Raw genomic sequence first — 12618 nt, 5'->3', positions numbered from 1 at the left:
CGAGGACTGAGAAATGGGTATCCGCAAGTACAAGCCGACGACCCCGGGCCGTCGTGGCTCCAGCGTCGCCGACTTTGTCGAGATCACGCGGTCCACGCCGGAGAAGTCGCTGGTCCGCCCCCTGCACAGCAAGGGCGGCCGTAACAACGCCGGTCGTGTGACCGTTCGCCACCAGGGCGGTGGCCACAAGCGCGCCTACCGAGTGATCGACTTCCGTCGTCACGACAAGGACGGCGTGCCGGCCAAGGTCGCGCACATCGAGTACGACCCGAACCGCACCGCGCGCATCGCGCTCCTGCACTACGCGGACGGCGAGAAGCGCTACATCATCGCGCCGCGTGGCCTGACGCAGGGCGACCGTGTCGAGAACGGCCCGGCCGCCGACATCAAGCCCGGCAACAACCTGGCGCTGCGCAACATCCCGGTCGGTACGACCATCCACGCCATCGAGCTGCGGCCCGGCGGCGGCGCGAAGTTCGCCCGTTCCGCGGGTGCCTCCGTGCAGCTGCTGGCGAAGGAGGGCACCATGGCCCACCTTCGTATGCCGTCGGGTGAGATCCGCCTGGTCGACGCCCGCTGCCGCGCCACCATCGGTGAGGTCGGCAACGCCGAGCAGTCGAACATCAACTGGGGCAAGGCCGGCCGCATGCGCTGGAAGGGCGTTCGCCCGACCGTCCGCGGTGTCGCGATGAACCCGGTTGACCACCCGCACGGTGGTGGTGAGGGCAAGACCTCCGGTGGTCGCCACCCGGTCTCGCCGTGGGGTCAGAAGGAGGGTCGTACTCGTTCGCCGAAGAAGGCATCGAACAAGTACATCGTCCGCCGCCGCAAGACGAACAAGAAGCGCTAGGAGCGGGTTTAGATGCCGCGCAGTCTCAAGAAGGGGCCCTTCGTCGACGGCCACCTCATCAAGAAGGTGGACGTACAGAACGAGGCAGGCACCAAGAACGTCATCAAGACCTGGTCCCGTCGCTCGATGATCGTCCCGGCCATGCTGGGTCACACCATCGCGGTGCACAACGGCAAGATCCACGTCCCGGTGTTCGTCACCGAGTCGATGGTCGGCCACAAGCTCGGCGAGTTCTCGCCGACTCGCACCTTCCGCGGCCACGTCAAGGACGACCGGAAGTCGAAGCGCCGCTAACCGCGGGGTGGAAACGACTATGACTTACACCGAAGGGACAACCATGGAAGCCAGGGCCCAGGCGCGGTACATCCGCGTCACGCCCATGAAGGCCCGCCGCGTGGTGGACCTCATCCGTGGCATGGATGCCACGGAGGCTCAGGCGGTCCTGCGTTTCGCCCCGCAGGCCGCGAGCGTGCCGGTTGGCAAGGTGCTGGACAGCGCCATTGCCAACGCCGCACACAACTACGACCACACCGACGCCTCTTCGCTGGTCATCAGCGAGGCGTACGTGGACGAGGGCCCGACCCTGAAGCGGTTCCGTCCGCGTGCTCAGGGCCGTGCCTACCGGATCCGTAAGCGGACCAGCCACATCACCGTGGTCGTCAGCAGCAAGGAAGGAACCCGGTAATGGGCCAGAAGGTAAACCCGCACGGGTTCCGGCTCGGCATCACCACGGACTTCAAGTCCCGTTGGTACGCCGACAAGCTGTACAAGGACTACGTCAAGGAAGACGTCGCCATTCGTCGCATGATGACGAAGGGCATGGAGCGGGCCGGCATCTCGAAGGTCGAGATCGAGCGCACCCGCGACCGCGTCCGCGTTGACATCCACACCGCCCGCCCGGGCATCGTCATCGGCCGCCGCGGCGCCGAGGCCGACCGCATCCGTGGCGAGCTGGAGAAGCTGACCGGCAAGCAGGTCCAGCTGAACATCCTCGAGGTCAAGAACCCCGAGGTGGACGCTCAGCTGGTGGCCCAGGCCGTCGCCGAGCAGCTCTCCTCCCGCGTCTCCTTCCGTCGTGCCATGCGCAAGAGCATGCAGAGCTCGATGAAGGCCGGCGCCAAGGGCATCAAGATCCAGTGCGGCGGTCGCCTCGGCGGCGCCGAGATGTCCCGCTCGGAGTTCTACCGCGAGGGCCGTGTGCCCCTGCACACGCTCCGTGCGAACGTCGACTACGGCTTCTTCGAGGCCAAGACGACCTTCGGCCGCATCGGTGTGAAGGTCTGGATCTACAAGGGCGACGTCAAGAACATCGCCGAGGTCCGCGCCGAGAACGCCGCTGCCCGCGCCGGCAACCGCCCGGCTCGTGGCGGCGCTGACCGCCCGGCCGGCCGTGGTGGCCGCGGTGGCGAGCGTGGCGGTCGCGGTCGCAAGCCGCAGCAGCAGTCGGCTCCGGCTGCCGAGGCCCCCAAGGCCGAGGCTCCCGCCGCTGCCGCTCCGGCTGCCGAGAGCACCGGAACGGAGGCCTGACCGAAATGCTGATCCCCCGTAGGGTCAAGCACCGCAAGCAGCACCACCCGAAGCGCAGCGGTATGTCCAAGGGTGGCACGCAGGTTGCGTTCGGCGAGTACGGCATCCAGGCGCTGACCCCGGCGTACGTGACGAACCGTCAGATCGAGGCAGCTCGTATCGCGATGACCCGTCACATCAAGCGTGGCGGCAAGGTCTGGATCAACATCTACCCGGACCGTCCCCTGACGAAGAAGCCGGCCGAGACCCGCATGGGTTCCGGTAAGGGTTCTCCCGAGTGGTGGATCGCGAACGTCAAGCCGGGTCGGGTGATGTTCGAGCTGTCCTACCCGAACGAGAAGATTGCTCGTGAGGCGCTTACCCGCGCTGCTCACAAGCTTCCGATGAAGTGCCGGATCGTTCGGCGCGAGGCAGGTGAGTCGTGATGTCGGCCGGTACCAAGGCGTCCGAGCTGCGCGAGCTGGGCAACGAGGAGCTCCTCAACAAGCTCCGCGAGGCCAAGGAAGAGCTGTTCAACCTCCGCTTCCAGGCGGCGACGGGGCAGCTCGAGAACCACGGCCGGCTCAAGTCCGTCCGTAAGGACATCGCCCGGATCTACACCCTGATGCGCGAGCGCGAGCTGGGCATCGAGACGGTGGAGAGCGCCTGATGAGCGAGAAGACTGTGACTGAGACGAACACCGACCGCGGTTTCCGCAAGACCCGTGAGGGTCTGGTCGTCAGCGACAAGATGGACAAGACCGTCGTCGTCGCTGTCGAGGACCGTGTCAAGCACGCGCTGTACGGCAAGGTCATCCGCCGTACCAACAAGCTCAAGGCGCACGACGAGCAGAACGCCGCAGGCGTCGGCGACCGCGTCCTCCTGATGGAGACCCGGCCGCTGTCCGCCACGAAGCGGTGGCGCGTCGTCGAGATCCTCGAGAAGGCCAAGTAATTCCTGAGGGGCATTCCCCTCAGGCAAGTTCCGCCAGGCTCGGCGGGGAGCTGCGTGAGTCGACTCATGCAGCCCCCGCCGGGAACCGGCAGACGATCAGGAGATAGACGTGATCCAGCAGGAGTCGCGACTTCGCGTCGCCGACAACACGGGTGCGAAGGAAATCCTCACCATCCGTGTTCTCGGTGGTTCGGGTCGCCGCTACGCGGGCATCGGTGACGTCATCGTCGCCACCGTCAAGGACGCGATCCCCGGTGGCAACGTGAAGAAGGGTGACGTCGTCAAGGCCGTCATCGTTCGCACCGTCAAGGAGCGTCGCCGTCAGGATGGCTCGTACATCCGCTTCGACGAGAACGCCGCCGTCATTCTGAAGAACGACGGCGACCCCCGCGGCACCCGTATCTTCGGCCCGGTGGGCCGTGAGCTGCGCGAGAAGAAGTTCATGAAGATCATCTCGCTCGCGCCGGAGGTGCTGTAAGCATGAAGATCAAGAAGGGCGACCTGGTTCAGGTCATCACCGGTAAGGACAAGGGCAAGCAGGGCAAGGTCATCGTGGCCTACCCCGCTCAGGACCGCGTCCTCGTCGAGGGTGTCAACCGGGTCAAGAAGCACACCAAGGCCGGTCAGACCGCTCGCGGTTCGCAGACCGGTGGCATCGTCACGACCGAGGCCCCCGTCCACGTCAGCAACGTGCAGCTGGTTGTTGAGAAGGACGGCAACAAGGTCGTCACGCGCGTCGGTTACCGCTTCGACGACGAAGGCAACAAGATCCGCGTTGCCAAGCGGACGGGTGAGGACATCTGATGGCTACCACCACCACTCCGCGTCTGAAGACGAAGTACCGCGAGGAAATCGCCGGCAAGCTGCGTGAGGACTTCTCGTACGAGAACGTCATGCAGATTCCCGGCCTCGTGAAGATCGTGGTCAACATGGGTGTGGGCGACGCCGCCCGCGACTCCAAGCTGATCGACGGCGCCGTGCGCGACCTCACCACGATCACCGGTCAGAAGCCGGCCGTTACCAAGGCCCGCAAGTCCATCGCGCAGTTCAAGCTGCGCGAGGGCCAGCCGATCGGCTGCCACGTCACCCTTCGTGGTGACCGGATGTGGGAGTTCCTGGACCGTACGCTGTCGCTCGCGCTGCCGCGTATCCGTGACTTCCGTGGTCTGTCGCCGAAGCAGTTCGACGGCCGTGGCAACTACACCTTCGGTCTCACGGAGCAGGTCATGTTCCACGAGATCGACCAGGACAAGATCGACCGGGTCCGGGGCATGGACATCACCGTGGTCACCACGGCGACCAATGACGACGAGGGTCGTGCCCTCCTTCGTCACCTCGGCTTCCCGTTCAAGGAGAACTGACCGTGGCGAAGAAGGCTCTGATCGCTAAGGCCGCCCGTAAGCCGAAGTTCGGCGTTCGCGGGTACACCCGCTGCCAGCGCTGCGGCCGGCCCCACTCCGTCTACCGCAAGTTCGGCCTGTGCCGCGTGTGCCTTCGTGAGATGGCTCACCGTGGCGAGCTGCCGGGCGTGACCAAGAGCTCCTGGTAAATCTCCTTCGCCCTTTGGGCGTTGGGATTACCTGGAGACTCTCGGTAAGCATCTGGTCGGCAGGAGTCCGCCCTCACATGCCGTAGGCTTGTGGGGTTGGGCGCCTGCCGCCCAAGACCGACTTACTACGCCGTAGGTCCCCGCACCGCACCCGTCCCGCCACTGAGTGGGGAGAGGGATGGCGCATACAGGAAACCCCGGCGAGAGAGGCCGAAGGCCAACTCATGACCATGACTGATCCCATCGCAGACATGCTCACGCGTCTGCGTAACGCGAACTCGGCGTACCACGACGATGTCGCGATGCCGCACAGCAAGATCAAGTCGCACATCGCGGAGATCCTCCAGCAGGAGGGCTTCATCACCGGCTGGAAGGTCGAGGACGCCGAGGTTGGTAAGAACCTCATCCTCGAGCTGAAGTTCGGCCCGAACCGCGAGCGTTCGATCGCCGGCATCAAGCGAATCTCGAAGCCGGGTCTGCGTGTATACGCAAAGTCCACCAACCTGCCGAAGGTTCTCGGCGGCCTGGGCGTGGCGATCATCTCCACGTCCCACGGTCTCCTGACCGGCCAGCAGGCCAGCAAGAAGGGCGTAGGTGGGGAAGTCCTCGCCTACGTCTGGTAGTCGGGAACGGAGGAATAGCTCATGTCGCGAATCGGCAAGCTCCCCATCCAGGTTCCCGCCGGTGTGGACGTCACCATCGATGGCCGCACGGTTGCGGTGAAGGGCCCCAAGGGTTCCCTCGCGCACACCGTCGCGTCGCCGATCGAGGTCACCAAGGGTGAGGACGGCGTTCTGAACGTCGTCCGCCCGAACGACGAGCGTCAGAACAAGGCCCTTCACGGCCTGTCCCGCACGCTGGTGGCGAACATGATCACCGGTGTGACCCAGGGATACACCAAGGCGCTCGAGATCAGTGGTGTCGGTTACCGAGTCCAGGCGAAGGGCTCCAACCTGGAGTTCGCCCTGGGCTACAGCCACCCGATCCTGATCGAGGCCCCGGAGGGCATCACCTTCAAGGTGGAGTCCCCCACGAAGTTCTCCGTCGAGGGCATCGACAAGCAGAAGGTCGGCGAGACCGCGGCCAAGATCCGCAAGCTGCGGAAGCCTGACCCGTACAAGGCCAAGGGCGTCAAGTACGCCGGCGAGGTCATCCGCCGCAAGGTCGGAAAGGCTGGTAAGTAGCCATGGCATACGGCGTAAAGATCGCCAAGGGCGACGCCTACAAGCGTGCCGCCCTCAAGCGTCGCCACATCCGCGTCCGCAAGCACATCTCCGGTTCGCCGGAGCGTCCGCGCTTGGTCGTGACGCGGTCCAACCGCCACATGGTGGCCCAGGTCATCGACGACATCGCGGGCCACACGCTCGCGTCGGCGTCGACCCTGGACGTCTCCATCCGTGGTGGCGAGGGCGACAAGAGCACCCAGGCCAAGCAGGTCGGTGCCCTGGTCGCTGAGCGTGCCAAGGCCGCAGGCGTCGAGGCCGTCGTGTTTGACCGCGGTGGTAACCAGTACGCCGGGCGGATTGCCGCTCTGGCTGACGCCGCCCGTGAAGCCGGGCTGAAGTTCTAAGCCCCGGTTCCTACGCACAGCGGACGTAACAGAGAGAGGTAAATCCAATGGCTGGACCCCAGCGCCGCGGAAGCGGTGCCGGTGGCGGCGAGCGGCGGGACCGGAAGGGCCGTGACGGCGGCGCAGCTGCCGCCGAGAAGACCGCGTACGTTGAGCGCGTTGTCGCGATCAACCGCGTCGCCAAGGTTGTGAAGGGTGGTCGTCGCTTCAGCTTCACCGCGCTGGTCGTGGTGGGCGATGGTGACGGCACCGTCGGTGTCGGTTACGGCAAGGCCAAGGAAGTTCCCGCGGCCATCGCCAAGGGCGTGGAAGAAGCCAAGAAGAACTTCTTCAAGGTTCCGCGCATCCAGGGCACCATTCCTCACCCGATCCAGGGCGAGAAGGCCGCGGGCGTCGTCCTGCTGAAGCCTGCTTCCCCCGGTACCGGTGTTATCGCCGGTGGCCCGGTGCGCGCCGTTCTGGAGTGCGCCGGCGTTCACGACATCCTGTCGAAGTCGCTCGGCTCCGACAACGCGATCAACATCGTGCACGCGACCGTGGCGGCCCTCAAGGGCCTGCAGCGTCCCGAGGAGATCGCGGCGCGCCGTGGTCTGCCCCTCGAGGACGTCGCCCCCGCGGCTCTGCTCCGTGCACGTGCGGGAGCGGGTGCGTAATGGCTCGCCTCAAGATCACGCAGACGAAGTCGTACATCGGTAGCAAGCAGAACCACCGCGACACCCTGCGTTCGCTCGGGCTCAAGCGCCTGCACGACGTGGTTGTCAAGGAGGACCGCCCCGAGTTCCGCGGAATGGTGCACACCGTCCGCCACCTCGTGACGGTTGAGGAGGTCGACTGACATGGCGGAGAACAAGCCGCTGAAGGCCCATGACCTCCGGCCCGCCCCGGGCGCCAAGACCGCCAAGACCCGTGTGGGTCGTGGTGAGGCGTCCAAGGGTAAGACCGCCGGTCGTGGCACCAAGGGCACCAAGGCCCGTTACCAGGTTCCGGAGCGCTTCGAGGGTGGGCAGATGCCCCTCCACATGCGTCTCCCGAAGCTCAAGGGCTTCAAGAACCCGTTCCGCACCGAGTACCAGGTCGTGAACCTGGACAAGCTCGCGACGCTCTACCCCGAGGGTGGAGAGGTCACCGTGGCCGACCTGGTCGCCAAGGGTGCGGTGCGCAACAACCACCTCGTCAAGGTCCTCGGACAGGGCGAGATCTCCGTGGCGCTGCAGGTTTCGGTTGACGCCGTCTCCGGCTCCGCCAAGGAGAAGATTGCCGCCGCCGGCGGCACCGTCACCGAGCTCGTCTGAGACAACTCGATGGCCTGAACATCCGACCGGGGATGCCTCTCATATGGGGCATCCCCGGTTGGTCGTTCCTAGGGGGGCATGGTCGCCGGTAAGGTGGCGTGCGTCGTTGTGTGGTATCCCCCTGGGCACCCGCCCGGGGACCTTTGACTGTTACGTATTCGTCGATCCTCAAGACCGTCACCTCTACGCATTGCGCGGGGGTCGCAGGAGGCACCGTGCTCACCGCGTTCGCCCGGGCGTTCAAGACGCCCGACCTGCGCAAGAAGCTGCTCTTCACGCTCGGCATCATCGTGCTCTACCGGCTCGGGGCGCACATCCCGGTACCGGGAGTGAGCTACGAGAACGTCCAGACCTGTGTTGATCAGGCCAGCAAGGGCAACAACAGCCTCTTCGGCCTGGTGAACATGTTCAGCGGTGGTGCACTGCTGCAGATCACGATCTTCGCGCTCGGCATCATGCCGTACATCACGGCCAGCATCATTCTCCAGCTGCTGACCGTGGTGATTCCCCGACTCGAGGCGCTCAAGAAGGAGGGGCAGTCCGGCCAGGCCAAGATCACGCAGTACACGCGTTATCTGACCGTCGCGCTCGCCATCCTCCAGGGCACCGGCCTGGTGGCCACCGCCACCAGTGGCGCGCTCTTCAGCGGCTGCCCGGTCGCCGACCAGATCGTGCCGAACCAGTCGATCTTCACGACCATCGTCATGGTGATCACGATGACCGCGGGCACCGCGGCCGTCATGTGGCTCGGTGAGCTCATCACCGACCGCGGCATCGGCAACGGCATGTCGATCCTGATGTTCATCTCGATCGCCGCCAGCTTCCCCGGTGCCCTGTGGGCCATCAAGACCAGCGGCAAGCTGGCCGACGGTTGGATCGAGTTCGGCACCGTCATCCTGATCGGCTTCGTGATGGTGGGCCTCGTCGTCTTCGTCGAGCAGGCCCAGCGCCGTATCCCGGTGCAGTACGCGAAGCGCATGATCGGCCGCAGGTCGTACGGCGGAACCTCGACGTACATTCCGCTGAAGGTGAATCAGGCGGGTGTGATTCCCGTCATCTTCGCTTCTTCGCTGCTCTACATTCCGGCCCTGATCGTCCAGTTCTCCAACTCCACCGCGGGCTGGGCCACCTGGATCAAGGACAACTTCGTCAAGGGCGACCACCCGTACTACATCACCGCGTACTTCCTGTTGATCGTCTTCTTCGCCTTCTTCTATGTGGCGATTTCGTTCAACCCCGAGGAAGTCGCCGACAACATGAAGAAGTATGGTGGCTTCATCCCGGGTATCCGGGCTGGTCGACCTACTGCCGAGTACCTGAGCTACGTGCTCAACAGGATCACTTGGCCGGGCTCGCTGTACTTGGGTCTGATCGCTCTTGTGCCGACGATGGCGTTGGCCGGCTTCGGCGGTGCGAACGCCAACTTCCCGTTCGGCGGGACGAGCATCCTGATCATCGTGGGTGTGGGGCTGGAGACCGTGAAGCAGATCGAGAGTCAGCTCCAGCAGCGCAATTACGAAGGGTTCCTCCGCTGATGCGAATCGTCCTCGTCGGGCCGCCCGGTGCCGGCAAGGGAACGCAGGCCGCGTACCTTGCCAAGAACCTGTCGATTCCGCAGATCTCCACGGGCGACCTCTTCCGCGCCAACATCAGCCAGGGCACCGACCTTGGCAAGCAGGCCCGCGCCTACATGGACGCGGGGCAGTTGGTACCGGACGAGGTCACCATCGGGATGGCCAAGGACCGCATGTCCCAGCCCGACGCCGAGAACGGCTTCCTGCTGGACGGCTTCCCCCGCAACGTGGGGCAGGCCGAGGCCCTGGACGCCATGCTCAAGGACGAGGGCACCAAGCTGGACGCAGTCCTGGACCTGGAGGTCCCCGAGGACGAGGTGGTCAAGCGGATCGCGGGCCGCCGGATCTGCCGGAACGACGGATCGCACGTCTTCCACGTGACGTACAACCCGCCGAAGACCGAGGGCGTCTGCGACACCTGCGGCGGCGAGCTGTTCCAGCGTGACGACGACACCGAGGACACGGTTCGTACCCGGCTGGAGGTCTACCACACGCAGACCGAGCCGATCATCGACTACTACAGGGCCCAGAACCTGGTGGTCACCATCTCGGCGCTCGGCAAGGTCACCGATGTGACCGAGCGGGCGATGGAAGCACTCAAGTCCGACAAGGGCTGAGCGCAACTCCCGTATTACTCCTCCAGTCGGCCGCGGCGTCCATGGGCGCCGCGGCCGACTGTTTGCGCCGTATCGTTGAGTACGCCGCAGTCACCGTTCGATGCAGTCCGATGCAGAGAGGCGCCGCGCAATGGTGCAGATCAAGACCCCCGAGCAGATCGCGAAGATGCGTGAGGCGGGGCTGGTGGTCGCTGCCATTCACGCGGCCACCCGCGAGGCGGCGGTCCCCGGTGCCACCACGCTGGACCTGGACCGGGTCGCCCGCAAGGTGATCGCCGACCACGGCGCGAAGTCGAACTTCCTCGGGTACGGCGGGTTCCCCGCGACCATCTGCACCTCGGTCAACGAGGTCGTCGTCCACGGCATCCCGGACGACAAGACCGTCCTGAAGGACGGCGACGTCATCTCCATCGACGCCGGCGCGATCGTCGACGGCTGGCACGGCGACGCCGCGTACACGGCCTTCGTCGGCACCGGTCACGCTCCGGAGCTGATCGAGCTCTCGCGGGTGACCGAGGAGTCCATGTGGGCCGGTATCGCCGCGATGAAGGTGAACAACCGCCTCGTCGACATCTCGAAGGCGATTGAGTCCTACATCCGTCGCCAGCCCCGCCCCGCCACCGGTAAGTACGGGATCATCGAGGACTACGGCGGCCACGGCATCGGCACCGAGATGCACATGGACCCGCACCTGCTGAACTACGTCGCCCGCAAGCGCGGCAAGGGCATCAAGCTCGTCCCCGGCGTCTGCCTGGCGATCGAGCCGATGGTCTCCCTGGGTACGCCGCAGACCGAGGTGCTCCAGGACGACTGGACCGTGATCACGACGGACGGCACCTGGTCCTCCCACTGGGAGCACTCGATCGCCCTCACGGAACAGGGCCCCCTGGTCCTGACCGCCCCCGACTGCGGCAAGGCGAAGCTGGCCCAGTACGGCATCGAGGCGGCGCCCGACCCGCTGGGCTGATCGTCACCTGGTGGACGCATCGGGCTTTTCGCCGAGGTCTCAAGGGTCAGGAGAGACCGCATCGGTCGATTTGACCCCCTTGTGGAGGTCTAAGGATCTCCCCTGGTGGGCAAACTTGACGGATTCGTCTTTTGGGGTTCGCTGACGTAGACTGACTCGTCGGCTCTCGTGCATCCGTGTGTCCACATGCGATGTCGAAAGTCGATCAAGGTAGCCGATTCGAAAGGCGAAGCGTGGCCAAGAAGCAAGGTGCCATCGAAATTGAGGGCACCGTGATCGAGTCCCTCCCGAACGCCATGTTCAAGGTGGAACTCCAGAACGGTCACAAGGTCCTCGCGCACATCAGCGGCAAGATGCGGATGCACTACATCCGAATCCTTCCGGATGACCGGGTCGTCGTGGAGCTCTCCCCGTACGACCTGACGCGTGGCCGGATCGTCTACCGCTACAAGTAGATCTTGCCTCCACCCCGTTTCGGCGCGGTGACGGCACTGACCCGGAGAACCTGACATCCCATGAAGGTCAAGCCGAGCGTCAAGAAGATCTGCGACAAGTGCAAGGTGATCCGCCGTCACGGTCGGGTCATGGTCATCTGCGACAACCTGCGCCACAAGCAGCGCCAGGGCTGACGCACGACCCCCTGCATCTCGCAGTACTTCGCGCGACGCACGTAATACGTACATACGCAGAGTCCGTCCAAGCTTCGGCTGACGACACCTCCGGCGGGGGCCGGGGACCTGGGCGTACCACCTCTCGTCATGAGAGGTCGGCGGTCGGGAGTGGCGCTGCGGAAGACCCCCGAATGAACAACTGGAGCCATTGAATGGCACGCGTTTCAGGTGTTGACATCCCGCGCGAAAAGCGCGTGGAGGTTGCCCTCACCTACGTCTTCGGTATCGGGCGCACCCGGTCCAAGGAGATTCTCGCCACCACTGGCGTGAACCCCAACACCCGCGTTCGCGACCTGGCCGAAGAGGACCTGGTCAAGATCCGCGAGTACGTGGACGCCAACCTCCGCACCGAGGGTGACCTTCGTCGCGAGATCCAGGCCGACATCCGCCGCAAGGTCGAGATCGGCTGCTACCAGGGCCTGCGTCACCGCCGCGGTCTGCCGGTCCACGGTCAGCGCACCAGCACGAACGCTCGTACCCGCAAGGGCCCGCGTCGCGCGATCGCCGGTAAGAAGAAGCCGGGCAAGAAGTAGTCCTCAGCGGACGCACTGCGGTCGTCCGGATCACCGGCCGTCCGCAGCAACCAGCGGTCTTCGCTGTAGGACCGATCACCTCCCCTCTCCATCTGGAGTCAAGACATGCCCCCCAAGGGTCGTCAGGGCGCAGCCAAGAAGGTGCGTCGCAAGGAAAAGAAGAACGTCGCTCACGGCCACGCGCACATCAAGAGCACGTTCAACAACACCATCGTCTCGATCACGGACCCCTCGGGCAACGTGATCTCCTGGGCCTCCGCCGGCCACGTCGGCTTCAAGGGCTCGCGCAAGTCCACCCCCTTCGCCGCGCAGATGGCCGCCGAGTCGGCCGCCCGCCGCGCGCAGGAGCACGGCATGCGCAAGGTTGACGTCTTCGTCAAGGGTCCGGGCTCCGGCCGCGAGACCGCGATCCGTTCGCTCCAGGCCACCGGCCTGGAGGTCGGCTCGATCCAGGACGTCACCCCCACTCCGCACAACGGATGCCGGCCGCCCAAGCGCCGCCGCGTCTGATCCGTCTGAAGCAACGGAGACAACT

Annotated in this window: 24 protein-coding genes; all 24 read left to right on the top strand. The window is 65.3% G+C overall.

The window, feature by feature from the left end:
* The first annotated feature begins 13 nt into the window (after positions 1–13).
* The 24 genes from rplB to rpsK all read left to right on the top strand — a co-directional run bounded on the left by rplB (position 14) and on the right by rpsK (position 12593).
* A complete protein-coding gene (gene rplB, locus ACFVT1_RS01180; protein WP_124716938.1) occupies positions 14–850 on the top strand; it encodes a 50S ribosomal protein L2 in 837 nt (278 codons plus the stop codon).
* 12 nt (positions 851–862) lie between these two features.
* On the top strand, positions 863–1144 hold the full coding sequence (rpsS, locus tag ACFVT1_RS01175; RefSeq protein WP_003966956.1) for a 30S ribosomal protein S19: 282 nt from the start codon (positions 863–865) through the stop codon (positions 1142–1144).
* Between the two features lie 43 nt (positions 1145–1187).
* Positions 1188–1535 (top strand): 50S ribosomal protein L22, encoded by a 348-nt coding sequence (gene rplV, locus ACFVT1_RS01170; protein WP_004571827.1) that lies wholly within the window; start codon positions 1188–1190, stop codon positions 1533–1535.
* On the top strand, positions 1535–2377 hold the full coding sequence (rpsC, locus tag ACFVT1_RS01165; RefSeq protein WP_093540760.1) for a 30S ribosomal protein S3: 843 nt from the start codon (positions 1535–1537) through the stop codon (positions 2375–2377). Before rplV ends, rpsC begins: the two co-directional genes overlap by 1 nt.
* Before the next feature lie 5 nt (positions 2378–2382).
* Entirely contained in the window at positions 2383–2802 is a 420-nt protein-coding gene (gene rplP, locus ACFVT1_RS01160; RefSeq protein WP_014047785.1) for a 50S ribosomal protein L16, read from the top strand.
* Positions 2802–3026, top strand: a complete 225-nt coding sequence (gene rpmC, locus ACFVT1_RS01155; RefSeq protein WP_015035581.1) for a 50S ribosomal protein L29 — start codon at positions 2802–2804, stop codon at positions 3024–3026. The genes rplP and rpmC overlap by 1 nt, the downstream gene beginning before the upstream one ends.
* A complete protein-coding gene (gene rpsQ / locus ACFVT1_RS01150; RefSeq protein ID WP_030977953.1) occupies positions 3026–3310 on the top strand; it encodes a 30S ribosomal protein S17 in 285 nt (94 codons plus the stop codon). The genes rpmC and rpsQ overlap by 1 nt, the downstream gene beginning before the upstream one ends.
* Before the next feature lie 109 nt (positions 3311–3419).
* Positions 3420–3788 (top strand): 50S ribosomal protein L14, encoded by a 369-nt coding sequence (gene rplN / locus ACFVT1_RS01145; protein ID WP_003966950.1) that lies wholly within the window; start codon positions 3420–3422, stop codon positions 3786–3788.
* 2 nt (positions 3789–3790) lie between these two features.
* Positions 3791–4114, top strand: a complete 324-nt coding sequence (gene rplX, locus ACFVT1_RS01140) for a 50S ribosomal protein L24 (RefSeq protein WP_018550616.1) — start codon at positions 3791–3793, stop codon at positions 4112–4114.
* Positions 4114–4671: a 50S ribosomal protein L5 gene (rplE, locus tag ACFVT1_RS01135; protein WP_389791373.1), complete on the top strand. Its 558-nt coding sequence runs from the start codon at positions 4114–4116 to the stop codon at positions 4669–4671. The genes rplX and rplE overlap by 1 nt, the downstream gene beginning before the upstream one ends.
* 2 nt (positions 4672–4673) lie before the next feature.
* Positions 4674–4859: a type Z 30S ribosomal protein S14 gene (locus tag ACFVT1_RS01130; protein WP_003948630.1), complete on the top strand. Its 186-nt coding sequence runs from the start codon at positions 4674–4676 to the stop codon at positions 4857–4859.
* A gap of 224 nt (positions 4860–5083) precedes the next feature.
* Positions 5084–5482 carry a 30S ribosomal protein S8 gene (gene rpsH / locus ACFVT1_RS01125; protein WP_124716936.1) on the top strand — a complete coding sequence of 133 codons (399 nt, stop codon included), beginning with the start codon at positions 5084–5086 and terminating at the stop codon, positions 5480–5482.
* A gap of 21 nt (positions 5483–5503) precedes the next feature.
* Positions 5504–6043 carry a 50S ribosomal protein L6 gene (gene rplF, locus ACFVT1_RS01120; protein ID WP_382899812.1) on the top strand — a complete coding sequence of 180 codons (540 nt, stop codon included), beginning with the start codon at positions 5504–5506 and terminating at the stop codon, positions 6041–6043.
* 2 nt (positions 6044–6045) lie between these two features.
* A complete protein-coding gene (gene rplR, locus ACFVT1_RS01115) occupies positions 6046–6429 on the top strand; it encodes a 50S ribosomal protein L18 (protein WP_093540756.1) in 384 nt (127 codons plus the stop codon).
* Positions 6430–6476: 47 nt separating this feature from the next.
* A complete protein-coding gene (gene rpsE / locus ACFVT1_RS01110) occupies positions 6477–7082 on the top strand; it encodes a 30S ribosomal protein S5 (protein WP_030914151.1) in 606 nt (201 codons plus the stop codon).
* Positions 7082–7264 carry a 50S ribosomal protein L30 gene (gene rpmD / locus ACFVT1_RS01105; RefSeq protein ID WP_018550611.1) on the top strand — a complete coding sequence of 61 codons (183 nt, stop codon included), beginning with the start codon at positions 7082–7084 and terminating at the stop codon, positions 7262–7264. Before rpsE ends, rpmD begins: the two co-directional genes overlap by 1 nt.
* Position 7265: 1 nt before the next feature.
* On the top strand, positions 7266–7721 hold the full coding sequence (gene rplO, locus ACFVT1_RS01100) for a 50S ribosomal protein L15 (protein WP_018550610.1): 456 nt from the start codon (positions 7266–7268) through the stop codon (positions 7719–7721).
* 215 nt (positions 7722–7936) lie between these two features.
* Positions 7937–9256, top strand: a complete 1320-nt coding sequence (gene secY / locus ACFVT1_RS01095) for a preprotein translocase subunit SecY (protein WP_093540755.1) — start codon at positions 7937–7939, stop codon at positions 9254–9256.
* Positions 9256–9912, top strand: coding sequence for an adenylate kinase (locus tag ACFVT1_RS01090; RefSeq protein WP_389791371.1), 657 nt, complete (start codon positions 9256–9258; stop codon positions 9910–9912). Before secY ends, ACFVT1_RS01090 begins: the two co-directional genes overlap by 1 nt.
* Positions 9913–10042: 130 nt before the next feature.
* Positions 10043–10879: a type I methionyl aminopeptidase gene (gene map, locus ACFVT1_RS01085; protein WP_389791369.1), complete on the top strand. Its 837-nt coding sequence runs from the start codon at positions 10043–10045 to the stop codon at positions 10877–10879.
* Between the two features lie 233 nt (positions 10880–11112).
* Entirely contained in the window at positions 11113–11334 is a 222-nt protein-coding gene (infA, locus tag ACFVT1_RS01080; protein ID WP_003956442.1) for a translation initiation factor IF-1, read from the top strand.
* 60 nt (positions 11335–11394) lie between these two features.
* On the top strand, positions 11395–11508 hold the full coding sequence (gene rpmJ / locus ACFVT1_RS01075; protein ID WP_003956441.1) for a 50S ribosomal protein L36: 114 nt from the start codon (positions 11395–11397) through the stop codon (positions 11506–11508).
* A gap of 194 nt (positions 11509–11702) precedes the next feature.
* The gene (gene rpsM, locus ACFVT1_RS01070; protein ID WP_018519286.1) at positions 11703–12083 is read left to right on the top strand and encodes a 30S ribosomal protein S13; all 381 of its coding nucleotides are present in this window, start codon (positions 11703–11705) and stop codon (positions 12081–12083) included.
* A 105-nt stretch (positions 12084–12188) separates the two neighbouring features.
* On the top strand, positions 12189–12593 hold the full coding sequence (gene rpsK / locus ACFVT1_RS01065) for a 30S ribosomal protein S11 (protein WP_003956432.1): 405 nt from the start codon (positions 12189–12191) through the stop codon (positions 12591–12593).
* Positions 12594–12618: the final 25 nt, after the last annotated feature.

Source organism: Streptomyces sp. NPDC057963 (genome assembly GCF_042887155.1).
Taxonomy (GTDB): domain Bacteria; phylum Actinomycetota; class Actinomycetes; order Streptomycetales; family Streptomycetaceae; genus Streptomyces.
The sequence above is the reverse complement of the archived record's forward strand: the minus strand, read 5'-3'. Positions and strand labels throughout refer to the sequence as shown.

Bases quoted from the DNA above. Each gene is read 5' to 3' on its own strand.
- rplV (WP_004571827.1), top strand. From the start codon at position 1,188: ATGGAAGCCAGGGCCCAGGCGCGGTACATCCGCGTCACGCCCATGAAG.
- rplB (WP_124716938.1), top strand. From the start codon at position 14: ATGGGTATCCGCAAGTACAAGCCGACGACCCCGGGCCGTCGTGGCTCC.
- rplF (WP_382899812.1), top strand. From the start codon at position 5,504: ATGTCGCGAATCGGCAAGCTCCCCATCCAGGTTCCCGCCGGTGTGGAC.
- rpsC (WP_093540760.1), top strand. From the start codon at position 1,535: ATGGGCCAGAAGGTAAACCCGCACGGGTTCCGGCTCGGCATCACCACG.
- rpsK (WP_003956432.1), top strand. From the start codon at position 12,189: ATGCCCCCCAAGGGTCGTCAGGGCGCAGCCAAGAAGGTGCGTCGCAAG.
- rplO (WP_018550610.1), top strand. From the start codon at position 7,266: ATGGCGGAGAACAAGCCGCTGAAGGCCCATGACCTCCGGCCCGCCCCG.
- map (WP_389791369.1), top strand. From the start codon at position 10,043: ATGGTGCAGATCAAGACCCCCGAGCAGATCGCGAAGATGCGTGAGGCG.
- rplX (WP_018550616.1), top strand. From the start codon at position 3,791: ATGAAGATCAAGAAGGGCGACCTGGTTCAGGTCATCACCGGTAAGGAC.
- rpsE (WP_030914151.1), top strand. From the start codon at position 6,477: ATGGCTGGACCCCAGCGCCGCGGAAGCGGTGCCGGTGGCGGCGAGCGG.
- rpsS (WP_003966956.1), top strand. From the start codon at position 863: ATGCCGCGCAGTCTCAAGAAGGGGCCCTTCGTCGACGGCCACCTCATC.
- rplE (WP_389791373.1), top strand. From the start codon at position 4,114: ATGGCTACCACCACCACTCCGCGTCTGAAGACGAAGTACCGCGAGGAA.
- rplR (WP_093540756.1), top strand. From the start codon at position 6,046: ATGGCATACGGCGTAAAGATCGCCAAGGGCGACGCCTACAAGCGTGCC.
- rpmD (WP_018550611.1), top strand. From the start codon at position 7,082: ATGGCTCGCCTCAAGATCACGCAGACGAAGTCGTACATCGGTAGCAAG.
- ACFVT1_RS01090 (WP_389791371.1), top strand. From the start codon at position 9,256: ATGCGAATCGTCCTCGTCGGGCCGCCCGGTGCCGGCAAGGGAACGCAG.
- rpmC (WP_015035581.1), top strand. From the start codon at position 2,802: ATGTCGGCCGGTACCAAGGCGTCCGAGCTGCGCGAGCTGGGCAACGAG.
- rplP (WP_014047785.1), top strand. From the start codon at position 2,383: ATGCTGATCCCCCGTAGGGTCAAGCACCGCAAGCAGCACCACCCGAAG.
- rpsQ (WP_030977953.1), top strand. From the start codon at position 3,026: ATGAGCGAGAAGACTGTGACTGAGACGAACACCGACCGCGGTTTCCGC.
- rpmJ (WP_003956441.1), top strand. From the start codon at position 11,395: ATGAAGGTCAAGCCGAGCGTCAAGAAGATCTGCGACAAGTGCAAGGTG.
- rpsH (WP_124716936.1), top strand. From the start codon at position 5,084: ATGACCATGACTGATCCCATCGCAGACATGCTCACGCGTCTGCGTAAC.
- rpsM (WP_018519286.1), top strand. From the start codon at position 11,703: ATGGCACGCGTTTCAGGTGTTGACATCCCGCGCGAAAAGCGCGTGGAG.